Source organism: Butyrivibrio sp. ob235 (genome assembly GCF_900109475.1).
Taxonomy (GTDB): domain Bacteria; phylum Bacillota; class Clostridia; order Lachnospirales; family Lachnospiraceae; genus Butyrivibrio.
Genome location: NZ_FOBE01000018.1, coordinates 53,193 through 66,484 on the forward strand (window position 1 = coordinate 53,193; position 13,292 = coordinate 66,484).

A 13,292-nucleotide genomic window follows, 5' to 3' on the forward strand; every position below is an offset into this window, starting at 1 on the left:
CCTGCGTCTTTTTATTATGTATTATTATCATCTAAGATAGAAATGATCGTAAGTCCAGCGATGCTCCAAAAACTTTTGCATGCGCTTTTTTTCCTTCGGGTCAGCAATCCTGCACCCGTATATTTTGTCAAAGGAATCTTTGCATTTCTCGATTTCCGCTGTTATATCCGGAAGATACTTACTTTTATCACCAAGTTTGTCACGCTTGGCCTCAGAATAGTAATCGAGAAGCTGCTTATATTTCAGATAATCCTGTGACCAGGCCAGATCTTCCCTGCCTATGCTGCACAGATAGTTCCTCGCATCCCGTAGTGACGGAAGCCACTCTGAAAAAATGCAGAAAAATCCCGCCTGTGTTCTTAAACCTTCTTTTCTGTCTATTATATAATGATAAAGCGGCGTGTCAATGAACACAGCCTCTTCCACATCTCCGAGAACCTGAAGTGTAAACAGTTTATCTTCGTAAAACATCACTCCCGGGAACCGTCTCTCTTCCAGAATGCTTCTGTGATAAAGCTTGTTCCATACCATACTTCTGACAGGAAGTTCATCTGATTCCTCAATAAGTCCGGTGATAAGTTCGTCCCTCGGAATTATCCTGAGTCTGTTTGCACGCATGTCCTCAGTAAGCTGATATCGTTTTACAGGATCCTCTTCCTTGTTCTCATAATACTTACAGATAGCCAGCGGACACTGTGTCTCAAGGATTGCACTGACCATGTATTCATAAATGTATTTCTCAACATAGTCATCGCCGTCAAGAAACGCAATGAAGTCTCCGAAAGCCATATCAAGCAGATAATTCCTTGCGGTTCCCGGGCCTTGATTGCTCTGATGCACCACCCTTATCCTGGAATCCTGCGTCTTATAATAGTCGCAGATATTGCCGGTTCTGTCCCTGGATCCGTCATCCAGAATCAGAATATCCAGGTTGGAATACGTCTGCGCAAGTACGGACTCTATGCATCTTGAAATATACTTCTCGACATCATAGCAGGATATGGCAACCGTAACGAGAGGCTGCCTCTCCGGTTCTATTCCCTTGTAATAAAAATGGCTGATATCCTTCATAACTGCTCCGTCATTTGATCAGTGAGTTGTAATCAAACTCACTCAACAGTACGCTCTCGGCTGCCACGTATTCTATGACATTATCCTTCGTAATTCTGTCGGATACCGAGAACATGTCAGTGTTTTCATAGCCGTTCTCATATTTTATTATAGTATCCATCACCATACAATTCACATCATAATCGTAATGCGCCTGATCCCTGTATCTGTCAAGGTCAGCGGTGATGTCCGTATGAGTAGTAAAACTGTAAATATGTATGTTGTCACATTCGAGCATAAGCTCTATTGCTCTCTCTTTATATATTAACAGATTATCGAGCTCTCCATCCTCCTTAACTGCTCCCCAGTATGCCATCGAATAAGGCGGGAAGAAATATAAAAATGTAGTCTCGGGGTGCTTTCTGGCAAGCGCAACGACGTTCTGCTCTATATTTTCCTCGAGCATCTTCATATCTTCATCGGATGGAAGATAATACTTTTCGGGCTCCTTAAATTTCTTTCTCCCAAGAAGAACTTGGTCTTTTCCGTAAATATTTTCCCCGTCGGTAAAGCTGTATTCGTCAAAATTCGTATATCCGGGGTTTTTTCCCTGAAAATATCCAAGTATGGCAGGTATTGTATATCTTACGATTACATCCTTATTCAAAAGATATTTCACATCATCCCAGATAATATCGTTTGTAAGCCAGTAGGGATATTCACCCATATCATCTCTTAGCTCATCCTTGTCTCTTACAAGAAGCGTGTAGTCAAGAGGCCTTAAAACATAACGCGGGTTATGTCCGCTCCTATAAGCCACCTCCAGGTTGTCATTTATCTCCTTATAGGTAGCTCCCGAATAGGGCACCTTAATGGTCTTAAAGCCAAGTCCCTCTTCCAACTGCGATGCCTTGAAATTCTCTGCCATTGAGGTCCCGGTTATTATGGCGTCGTAGTCGAAGTGCTTTGTTATACCATCGTTTTGCGATCTCTCATCATAAAGCTTATAAAAGAATTTGGGATTCGGTGCTCTGTAATGGAAAAACGGGTCCACAAAAAACACCAGTCCCGCTATCAGGATCAGTGAAACCACAGACAATATTAAGATGGAGAAAAACCATTTTTTGCTTTTCATAACAAAGTTCTGCTCCGATTAAAAGTTGAAATATAAAAATGTAGAGATTGAACTCATGGAAACTATGCAAACCATGAGAATCACCCATGTAAATACGAGAGAAACCGCATCTGTCTTGTACTTTCTCTCATAATTGTTTTTGCAGCAAAGGCATATCAGAAGAGCCGCAATCATCGAAAGGGCGCATCCCGTAAGAAGTACCACGTTATCAGCATCAGGCAGATGAAGCGCAGACAATACATATCTGAATCTCGGGATTCTGAAGCCCTCGATAAGCTCAGATCTCACATCGAGATTGAGCACAAAGAGTCTTCTTAAAATCTGAAGCCACTGCTCTACGCTGTCAGCTCTGAAAAGAAGCCACAACACATTTAATATACCAAATGTTATTATCCAGCTAACGGTCTTTATTATTCCGGCAAAAGCCTTACCCGCCGGGAGTTTTGCGGCATTATCGCAAACCGACTTGTATATTCCGTGCGTAAGCTTGTTGATGCACTGAAACAATCCGTGGAATACACCCCACAGAATAAATGTCCAGTTCGCACCGTGCCAGATTCCGCTCACCAGAAAAACAACAAGTGTATTTATATAAGTTCGAAGCTTCCCCTTCCGGTTACCGCCAAGCGGAATATAAATATAATTCGTAAGGAATCTTGTAAGTGTCATGTGCCAGCGCTTCCAGAAACCTGCGATGGATATTGCCTTGTAGGGTGAATTGAAGTTCATCGGAATATCCAGGTTGAACATCGCACCAAGTCCCGTTGCCATATCGCTGTAACCGCTGAAATCAAAGTAAATCTGGAAGGTGTAGGATAACATAACAATAATTATCTCGGGAATTGTCAGAGCACCCTCTCCCACCGGAATAAGAGCTGCCTGCGAAAAGCCAAAGTCCACAGCTTTTCCGAAGGTGTCCGCAATCAGCATCTTTTTGGCAAGTCCCCTTGAAAACAGCATAATTCCGCGGCATAAGTTTTCATAGTTAATCCTGTGCTTTTTTTCATCTCTGAACTGCGGAATGAGCTCGGAATGGAGTACTATAGGACCTGCCACCAACTGAGGGAAATATGCCACAAACAGCGCATATTCGAGAAACGAATAGTCGCCGGTTTCACCCTTGTAGGAATCCACGATAAAGGATATCTGCTGAAAGGTAAAAAAGCTGATTCCAAGCGGCAATACTATATGCCTGAGATTAAAACCGGTTCCGAAAACGCTATTAACATTTTCGATAAAGAAATCGTAGTACTTAAAATAAAAAATCAGTCCTACATTAAAAAGAACGCCTGCTATCAAACATGGCCTTCTGTATTTACTCATGGCTCTGGACAGCAGATAGTTTACGACAATACTGCTGCAGATAATTGCAAGATAGTAGGGATTAAAATATCCGTAAAACCAAAGCGACATCAACAGAAGTGATGTCATCGCCATCTTTTTCTTCCCCATATCATGGAAAAGAAAATATAAAATAAGAGACAGCGGCAAAAAGCACAGTATGAAAATATATGAGTTAAACTGCATCCGCTATCTCCTTTAATATCAATATTTTTTATGAAAAAATCTCTTACATCAATTCTTCAAAATATTTACGCCACATCTCATTTATTACCTGCGGGTTGTACTTATCCCTGACTTCAAGGGCAGATGCCGCCATCTTTCTGGCAATCGTAGGATCCTCCATTATACGCTCCAACGAATGGAAAATATTCATCGCCATGTTTACATCGCTCTCCATGGGAATCAGTATCCCGTTCCTACCGTTAACTATGAGATCTGCCGGGCCTCCGCAGGGACAGTCCGTAGAAATACAGCAAAGTCCGAGGGCCATCGCCTCTATTAGTGCATTGGGCATACCCTCAGTTCTGGATGTCAGCACAAATATCTCTGCCTCCGCGATTCTGTCGGCAATCCTGTCAACACTACCCATGAAGGTTACCTTACCGTCAGCGCCTTTACCGGTCTCATCAAGAATTCCAAGGCTCCTGCAGAGTCTCTCCAAGAGGTCTCTTGTAGGTCCGTCGCCATAGAGAACCAGCCTGTAGTCCGGATATTTCTTTACAGCATAGGAAAAAGCATTTATAAGTATCTTCTGGTTCTTGTTTTCATCAAGTCTTCCTACTGATACTATTACCTTTTTACGCTCATCAAAGGGAACGATGTCATGTCCTATGAATTCTTCATTGACTGCATTTGGAAGGACTTTACATTTCGTCTTTATCAGTGAACCGAAATAATCCATCGCCCCATTGGTCTGAACCACAACTCCCGCAGCCCCCGGAAACAAAGTCTTCATAGCAAGATTAAGGCCGGTTCCCGCATATTCCTCCGAAGGTGTTGCCCTCACCGAAACCACCACGGGTATATCAAGTCCCAGCGCTGATTGTATCGCCATAACATTGTTTTTTCCAAGAAATGACAGTATCAGATCGGGCTTTATTCTCTCCCAGGTATTTGTCAGCTTCTGAATTCTCCTATGAAAATTCTGCAGTCTGTTTCCCTGCTCGTAGGGCATCAGAGCGGTAAATACACGTCCGATTCCCATCGGAACACCGCCCGTAAGGTCAACATACCTCTCCGTTTCATCGGGACTTAAAACCTTAACAGCATTCTTGTCATCCTCGTCCTCAAGAACTTTCCATCCGGCATCGGGGAGCTCGTACTCGTCATCGGACAGATAGGTGGTCGCAAGCGTAACCTTATAACCTATGCTGTAAAAATACTCGGCAAGGTTACACATAACGCGCTCGGCACCGCCCTTGTTCAGCGATCCTATATACATAGCAATATGCTTTTTTCTCAGCTTACCGCCACCTGTCATAAGTACCTCTCATACCACTTTTGGAAACTCAGAAAACTCCAGGAAAGTCTGGAGAAGTTGGCGCCCGTCGAAGCACCGCCATCACCTTTTTCAAGATAATTTCTGATAAAAGAAGACGTGTATTCGGGATTAAATACCCCCTGTTTTTTAAGATAACTCTCGTTACTTAAATCAATGAGACTATCTCTCAAGGGGCCTCTAAGCCAGGCATCCATCGGAACTCCAAAGCCCTTCTTAGGCCTGTCCAGCAGTTCCTTCGGTATATAGTCATAAGCAATATCTTTAAGGATATGCTTCTTATCTCCGTTCATATATTTAAAACCATGCGGTATGGAAAAACTGTATTCCATAACAGCTGTATCCATAATAGGACATCTGCACTCAAGCGAATATTTCATCGAAGCTCTGTCCATCTTCACAAGAATATCACTGGGAAGATAGGTGTCCATATCAAGAAGCATGCGCCTTACCTGCCAGTCATCCACCTCATAGGAGGACTCCACGGGATACTGACACGGAAAAAGTCCGCTCTCTCCGAATCTGCGGTTTACATACTGCTCATAGGTAAGCTTTTGATCCGGTTCCTCAATTCCCGTAACAAGGGCATGAGCCGCGGGAATATATGCAGGAGAAGATATCTGAGTCTTGGTCTCGGGGTCACGGTTATTTGCAACCGCCTGCACTTTTATCGGAAGCTTAGTAAGAAGCTTATCTTTTCCTACCGGAATCTGTCCTACGCCGCTCACAACTCCGCCCAGGAGGTCAAGCTCCCTGGCTTTCGCCACATGCTCATATACATTATATCCGCAGAAAAACTCGTCTCCGCCATCTCCCGACAGAGCAACTGTCACCTTCTGCCTTGCAAGCTTACACACAAGCATGGTCGGTATCTGTGACTCATCCGCAAAGGGCTCATCATAGTAATCCGGAATACTGTCCACAAGCTCGAGCATCTCTGCCTCATCGATATACAGCTCTGTGTGATCTGTTCCAAGATGCTCCGCCACCTTCTTTGCAAACTCGGCTTCGTTATACTCCGGAACATTAAAGCCGATACTGAAAGTCTTCACCGGTGAATCACTGTGTTCCTGAGCAAGCGCTGTTATAAGCGAAGAATCATAGCCACCTGACAAAAATGCTCCAAGAGGAACATCCGCTATCATTCGGTCAGCCACAGACTTTTGAAGGCGTTTTTTAAGTCCTGCCTTCGCCTCGCTGTAATCTTCTATCATGGAAGCCGATCCCTTTTTATAGGCTTCCTTAATGCTCCAGTATCCGGTCTTTGTAACCTCACCGTTTTTGAAAACCAGCATCTGTCCGGGTTCAACCTGCCATACATTCTCAAAAATGCTCTCAGGGGCATTTATATATTGCTGATACAGATATCGCGGAATTATCGACTTTCTGATATCCCCCTTAAAGCCCGGGCACTTCATAATGGGCTTAAGCTCCGAGCCAAATACAATATTTCCGGCTTCATACCAGTAATACAAAGGCTTTTTACCAATCCTGTCCCTGATAAGAAGCAGCTCATCCGTCTCCCTGTCATAGAGAGCAATCGCAAACATACCATGTATATGCTGCGGCAAATCCTTGCCCCACTTAAGGTATCCTGCGAGAATAACCTCTGTATCACAGGTTGATTTAAAAGGATAGCCCTTAAGTTCTTCCTTCAGCTCCAGGAAATTGTAAATCTCCCCATTAAAAACAACTGATATTCTATCATCCGCAGAGGTCATCGGCTGATGTCCCAAGGGCGACAAATCGTTTATCGAGAGTCTTCTCTGGGCAAAGCCTATGGTGTAGCCATCTTTCCCCGGGTAGAGCTCCACGCCGTTATCATTGGGGCCTCTGTGAATCATGGTATCGTTCATGATACGCAGCTCATCTTCTGTTATTCTATTTTTGGAAAAAAATCCGCATATTCCGCACATGAACCGGTACCTTATCAAAATCTTCCAGTTAAATAAAAGCTCTGCAAATGCTCTGCCTGAGTCCGTACATCGAAACCGGCCTCTCTGATCATAGCTGTCAAAGGCTCTGATGAGGCCTCTCTGTCCCCGATAGGAAGCGCATTTTCATCCTCTCCTTCGGAGTAATCCCTGAGCATAAGGTCATTTAGAATCTTCCTCGCCCACATAGCCGGAGGTTCCTCAATACTCATCCTGCTTGCAAGAGGAGTTATATCAACTTCAGGTGTTATTGAATCAGAGACAAGACACTGAAGTCCTGCTGCCTGTGCCTCAACAACAGTTCCCGGAAGTCCCTCGTACCTCGAAGGGAAGAGAAAATAATCCATCGCCTGATAGTACTCATTGGCATTGGACTTATTACCACAAAATATCACGTGTTTTTCTATATGAAGATCTACCGCCAGCTGTTTCATGGTATCCATCAGAGAGCCCTCTCCCAGCATGAGAAGCCTTATCCTCATTCCATGGAGCATACTGAAGGAATTGGCATCATCATGGTTAAGGATTCGCAGAAATTCGGCAAATACCTTAAGCAAATACTCATGATTTTTGGCATAATGGAATCTCCCCACGTGCCCGATTATGATGGCATTGGAGAGTCCCAGCTCTTTTCTTATCTTATCTCTTACTTCCTGATTATAAACAAATCTCTTGAGATCAATAGCATTTGGAATAATCCTTACAAGACCCTCATCAGTCATGGTATCGCCAAATACCGACCTTGCAGCGTTCTCCGTGCAGGCAAATCTCAGATCACAGGTATCCTCTTTTGCAAGAGGTGCCCTGATTATTTTTGTCACAACGCCCTTTAATCCGGGATCAACACCGGCACTTCTCGCATGTGCTATGGTAGTTCCTATCCCACAGCTCTTGGCGATCGGGAGATAAATGGCAGCCGTACTTGTCATATGGCCCTGCACCATCTTCCATTCTCCCCTGTGCTGCATGAAGAACATCCTTATGGCATTCTTGTAATCCCTTGCATTTGTCCCATGAAATCTGGGAACCGCATAGATATTTCCGCCCAGCTTTTTTACAGTATCATCAAAATAATCCGGCTTTCTCACCAGCATAAGTTCGTCTGATGTGGGGCACTTCTTACCGGTGGGATCAGCATCCGCATGCACCAAAAAATCAAACTGTACACGCTCTCTGTCGATATGCCTGTACAGATCCATGATGCGGCTCTCCGCTCCGCCAAGTCCCAGTGTTCCAAAAACATGTAATATTCTTATCGGTTGCGCCATCTTTACCACCTTTTATGCACGGCGATATATTTAAAGCGTGCCATTAGATATTCTTTAATTCCCTGTAAATCAGAAGCCTCCGCAGGCTCCTCCAAAAGCCACTCATCCCAGCTCACTACTTTTCCGCTGGCAAATACCTTCTCATAGTAGGCAAAATCGTCACCATTTAAGGTATTGGTATGAATAACAAAGGTTGTGTATCCCTCGGATTCATCCTTAAGCACCGCATCCTTCTTAAATGAAATCGGATAGAAAGTCATATCGAATCTTCTGTATGCTCTCTTTCCAAAACCATCTGTTATTCTTCTGAATCCGTTTTCAGCAAGAGCAGTCATAGTATTCTTATCGTAGCTGTGGCTCGGTGCCATGAAAAAGTCGGTAGCTATACCATGTCCACCAAGGATACGCTTTCCCTCGGCTATCATATCAATCTGTTTCTCCAGATCAATGCCGGCAAACTCGGACTGCTTGTTAAGGGGCAGCATTCCACCCTTCTTGGTGGTATACACATGATGTAGCCCGTGCATGGCAATTATCCAGCCCTCGGACTGAAGATTCCTTACAAGATGCCAGAAAGGATAGTCCTCCTCGCGAATCTTATCATCGGGAAGCTCCTCTCTGCCCTTTGGCTTCTTATTATCCTCCTCAGGCTCATCACGAAAGGCATCCAGCTTTGGATCCCGGTTTTCCGGAACAACGCCAATAAGAGGCTTGATATGATACTCATCAAGAAGCCTCTTAAAACGCCTAAATTTCCCCATATCCATACCCGGAGAAAAATCATCAAGTCTGATTACAATCTTCATACAATAACGCCGCCACGCTGCGGTGGCGGCATATCCCCCATTTGTTTTTGCTTATAACTGCCTCGTCATCAAAGTCTCCAATATGAGAACTCTGAAGGATCGAAGCTGTTCTTGTCATAGATACCCTTTATATCAAGGAATACTCTTCTCTTGTGCTCGGGATTGTACCACTTCTTGATATCCTCAGTGGTAATTCCGAGGAAGTCCTCATGAGCAACCGCAACGATAACCGCATCCATATCCTTGAAATCGTCCATTGTATTGAAAGAGATTCCATAGAGACGCTTAGCCTCGTCGCTGTCAGCCTGCGGATCTACCACGATAGGTGAGATTCCGTATTCCTGAAGTTCATTGTAAATATCGATAACCTTGGTATTACGTGTATCAGGACAGTTCTCCTTGAAGGTAAAACCAAGAATACCTACTCTTGCATGTCTAACATTGAGATCCTGGGCAATAAGATTCTTAACACAGGACTCCGCAATATATTTTCCCATATCATCGTTGATACGACGACCTGAAAGAATGATCTGGCTGTGGTAGCCGAGCTCCTCTGCCTTGTAGGTCAGGTAGTAAGGATCTACACCTATGCAGTGACCGCCTACGAGACCGGGCTTGAAGTTAAGGAAGTTCCACTTCGTACCTGCTGCCTCAAGAACACTCTTGGTGTCGATTCCCATACGATGGAAGATCATTGAAAGCTCGTTCATGAAAGCAATATTGATATCTCTCTGGCTGTTCTCGATAACCTTTGCAGCCTCTGCAACCTTAATGGTCTCTGCCTCGTGAACACCTGCAAGAGCTACAAGCTTGTAAACGTTTGCAACCTCCTCGAGGGTCTCCTTATCCATACCGGATACGATTTTCACTATAGTCTCAAGTCTGTGAACCTTGTCACCGGGATTGATACGCTCGGGTGAGTAGCCAACCTTAAAATCAACGCCACACTTAAGTCCTGACTCCTTCTCAAGAATCGGAACGCACACATCCTCTGTAACTCCGGGATAAACCGTTGACTCATATACAACGATTGAGCCCTTTGTCAGGTACTTTCCAAGTGTTCTGCTGGCACTCTCAACGGGTGTAAGATCAGGTGTGTGATCATCATTAACCGGTGTCGGAACCGCTACGATGTGAAATCTGCACTCGCGAAGCTTCTCGGGATCGGCAGTAAAGTCAACCTCTGTCTTCTTAATCGCATCGTCCCCGACCTCTCTGGTGGGATCGATTCCCTTTTTGTAAAGTGCTACCTTTTCAGCATTGAAATCGTAGCCTACAACCTTTATCTTCTTAGCAAATGCTACCGCAATGGGCATTCCTACATAACCAAGTCCTACAAGTGAAAGCTTCTCCTCGCCTGCAAGGAGTTTTTCGTACAAACTCATTTTTCTTTCTCCTAAAAATATATTTACTCTACTATTATACTATGTCTGTCAAACTCACAGGCTCTCAAGTTCCGCCCTATAAGCGTCTGTGACAATTCTTCTGTCAAAATTCTGTTCAATGTACAATCTTCCGGCCCGGCCCATTTTTACCCTGTCCTTTTCGGAAAGTGCAAGAATCCGCTCAATCGCTGCAACAAGCGCCTCTGTACTCTTTGGTTCAAAAGCAAAACCGCTGTTTTCGCCATCGAGAGCTTCTATGCACCCATGTATATTGCTGCAAAGGATCGGTCTTCCGCAGGCTGCTGCCTCCAGAAGCACATTCGACATGCCCTCATGATAAGAAGGATGCACGATTATGTGGCTCTTATCCATAATGGGTTCTACCGTGTCGAGATGTCCGTGATAGGTTAGGCTGCCCTTTTTCACAAGTTCAGCTATCATAGGCTCGTAGATCTGCCTCTCATCCTCCTCGTACTCGCCGACAAGGTCGAAGAACACGTTCTCATGCTTCTTCGAAATGATATCCGCAGCCTCTAAAAATTCTGCTATTCCCTTGTCCTTCATCACCCTGATGACCGCAAGAATGTGTATTCCGTCATTCTCCAGCGGATAGGCTCTGAAGGGATGCTCATCAAGATTAACGCCGGATCCTGGGAGAAGACCGCTGTTATGAAGCGCAACACCTCTGTCCTGCATGAACTTTCTGTTTCTCTCATTCTGGAAAAAGACCTTCTTTGCACCTTTTGTGGCACTCCTGTAAAGAGTTATCAGGACTTTACTCATAAAACCGCCGTTTTCAATAGCCATCCCAAGTCCCGTAATATTGGTGATATATGGGATCTTCTGAAATCTTGCGGCAAGCCCGCCGTATAAGTTCGGCTTTATCGTGTAGGTAAGCACCACATCAGGCTTAAGCTCCCTCATAAGGGAATTATATCTGTTAAAAAGGTCTATATCATGAATCGGATTACTGCCATGTCTCTCCAGGTGAGTATCAATAAGCCTGGTGCAGTATTTTTCCAGTTTCTTACAGTTCTCATCATAAGGAACGGATATAAGAACAATATGCCCAGCATCCAGAAATGACTTAAGAAGCTCTTTCCTGAAAAGGTATAACCCATTTGCATAATTTGTAAGAATCAGTATCGTCATATTTTTATGATCCTTCAATAATGGTTCTTAATTTATCTCCTGCATGTTGCCCTCGAGATTGGAGAGCTTTTCTATTACAACGCTGTCATACATGAGCATGCAGACGTCCTCTTCGTACTGACCGATAATCGATTCGTTCGCCTTCTTCTCCACAACATTTGTATAAATAAGTGAAGGGAAGTCAACACCCGCGCCGTAAGCATGGAGATAAGCCCCGCCGAATCTGGGATTAATCTCCGAGAGATAATACTGACCATCCTTGTAAAAAAGATCCATATCCAGAGGTCCGTTAAACTTGAACACCTTCATGGCCTTTTTAACAAACTCAAAGAGGGCCTCATCCTTAAAGGAGATGGTTTTGTTGGCTCCTCCAATGGTAGTTGATATCTTCTTTTTGGAAAAAATCGCAACCGGCTCATGGGTTAAGGTGTCAACATAAATATCCGCATCCATGTCCTTTCCGTCCATAAACTCCTGAATAATGAGCTCGGGACTTCTGGCTGTAAGCTCCTCAAGAAGCTCTATGCTCTCTACCTTCCTCGCGCCAACGCTTCCGCTTCCGCATCTGGGCTTAATAAAAACAGGAAGGCTGATCTCACCCTTGTCGTAGCTCTCCTTGAACTCAGCAAAGGTTCCGAAGGTAAGTACTGTCGGAACACCGTTTTCCTTAAGATACTTAAACATCTCGAATTTATTGAAGCAAAGATCCGCGGTCTCCTTGTAAGGAGCAAGGACAGTAACTCCAAGCTCCTCAAATTTCTCTCTGTTATCGGCGAGAATAGAAATCTCGGGATCGATGAGAGTTGTTATTGCATCTATTTTTTCCTTTTTACATATCTCGAGAATGATCGGAATATAGTTTTCATCCGTAATAAGCGGCACTCTGTAAGCCGTATCGGCAAAGGCCGGAGCCGGTGCATAGGGACTGTTATCCGTAACAACGATCCTTAGCTTATCTCCGAGTGTCTGTCTGAAATCTTTTAAAAGTTCGCAACGCCTTCCGACGCTTGTAAATAAAATATTCATTTTTACTCTTCTTTCTTGGGCGGAGTGCCGGTGAAGGCCTCCATAGTTGCATCAGTGGCGCTGTTGATATCATCGTGTTTGAATACAACAGCCACTGTCATAAAGACAATCTTAAGATCCATCAAAAATGAAAGATGGTCGACGTAGTAGACATCCTTCTCAAAGCGGTCCTCCCAGCTAAGAAGGTTTCTTCCGTTGACCTGCGCCCATCCCGTAAGACCGGGGCGAACGTCATGCCTTCTCTTTTGTTCTTCATTATATAAAGGAAGATATTTAACGAGAAGAGGTCTTGGACCGACAAAACTCATATCCCCTTTTAAAATATTGATGAACTCCGGGAGTTCATCAAGGCTTGTGGCACGGAGCTTTTTACCAAACTCCGGAAGCCTGTCCTCATCGGGAAGAAGGTTGCCGTTCTCGTCCCTCTTGTCTGTCATTGTTCTGAATTTGTACAGATTGAAGACCTTCTCATCCTTACCCGGGCGCGGCTGTTTGAAAATAACCGGGCTTCCCAGCTTAACGCGTACTAAAATCGCGAGTATCAGGTATAGCCATGAAAAGCAGACCAACACCAGAAGTGAGAGAATGATATCTATGAGCCTTTTTATGAAAAGACTGTAGATACCCTGTCTTCCTTTCTTAACTGAATTTGTCATCTTATTCCTATTCTTGAAAAAATATAGTTAACCTTGTT

The 13,292-nt window shown here is 44.2% G+C and carries 11 protein-coding genes; all 11 read right to left on the reverse strand.

The features are described 5' to 3' along the window. Window positions 1-27: 27 nt before the first annotated feature. On the reverse strand, window positions 28-1,071 hold the full coding sequence (locus tag BMW61_RS12980; protein ID WP_091822652.1) for a glycosyltransferase family 2 protein: 1,044 nt from the start codon (window positions 1,069-1,071) through the stop codon (window positions 28-30). Between the two features lie 10 nt (window positions 1,072-1,081). Continuing rightward, window positions 1,082-2,185 (reverse strand): hypothetical protein, encoded by a 1,104-nt coding sequence (locus BMW61_RS12985; RefSeq protein WP_091822655.1) that lies wholly within the window; start codon window positions 2,183-2,185, stop codon window positions 1,082-1,084. 18 nt (window positions 2,186-2,203) lie between these two features. Further along, window positions 2,204-3,712, reverse strand: a complete 1,509-nt coding sequence (locus tag BMW61_RS12990) for an MBOAT family O-acyltransferase (RefSeq protein ID WP_091822658.1) — start codon at window positions 3,710-3,712, stop codon at window positions 2,204-2,206. 43 nt (window positions 3,713-3,755) lie between these two features. Next, window positions 3,756-5,009 (reverse strand): glycosyltransferase, encoded by a 1,254-nt coding sequence (locus tag BMW61_RS12995; RefSeq protein WP_091822661.1) that lies wholly within the window; start codon window positions 5,007-5,009, stop codon window positions 3,756-3,758. Beyond that, entirely contained in the window at window positions 5,006-6,943 is a 1,938-nt protein-coding gene (gene asnB, locus BMW61_RS13000; protein WP_091822663.1) for an asparagine synthase (glutamine-hydrolyzing), read from the reverse strand. The genes BMW61_RS12995 and asnB overlap by 4 nt, the downstream gene beginning before the upstream one ends. A 14-nt stretch (window positions 6,944-6,957) precedes the next feature. After that, window positions 6,958-8,229, reverse strand: a complete 1,272-nt coding sequence (locus BMW61_RS13005) for a glycosyltransferase family 1 protein (RefSeq protein WP_026498828.1) — start codon at window positions 8,227-8,229, stop codon at window positions 6,958-6,960. A gap of 2 nt (window positions 8,230-8,231) precedes the next feature. Continuing rightward, entirely contained in the window at window positions 8,232-9,035 is an 804-nt protein-coding gene (locus BMW61_RS13010) for a DUF2334 domain-containing protein (protein ID WP_091822667.1), read from the reverse strand. 68 nt (window positions 9,036-9,103) lie between these two features. Next, window positions 9,104-10,420, reverse strand: a complete 1,317-nt coding sequence (locus BMW61_RS13015; protein ID WP_022762274.1) for a nucleotide sugar dehydrogenase — start codon at window positions 10,418-10,420, stop codon at window positions 9,104-9,106. 54 nt (window positions 10,421-10,474) lie between these two features. Next, entirely contained in the window at window positions 10,475-11,572 is a 1,098-nt protein-coding gene (locus BMW61_RS13020; protein WP_139176313.1) for a glycosyltransferase family 4 protein, read from the reverse strand. Window positions 11,573-11,599: 27 nt separating this feature from the next. Next, a complete protein-coding gene (locus BMW61_RS13025) occupies window positions 11,600-12,598 on the reverse strand; it encodes an ATP-grasp domain-containing protein (protein WP_026498825.1) in 999 nt (332 codons plus the stop codon). A 2-nt stretch (window positions 12,599-12,600) separates the two neighbouring features. Continuing rightward, on the reverse strand, window positions 12,601-13,254 hold the full coding sequence (locus tag BMW61_RS13030; protein ID WP_022762271.1) for a sugar transferase: 654 nt from the start codon (window positions 13,252-13,254) through the stop codon (window positions 12,601-12,603). Window positions 13,255-13,292: the final 38 nt, after the last annotated feature.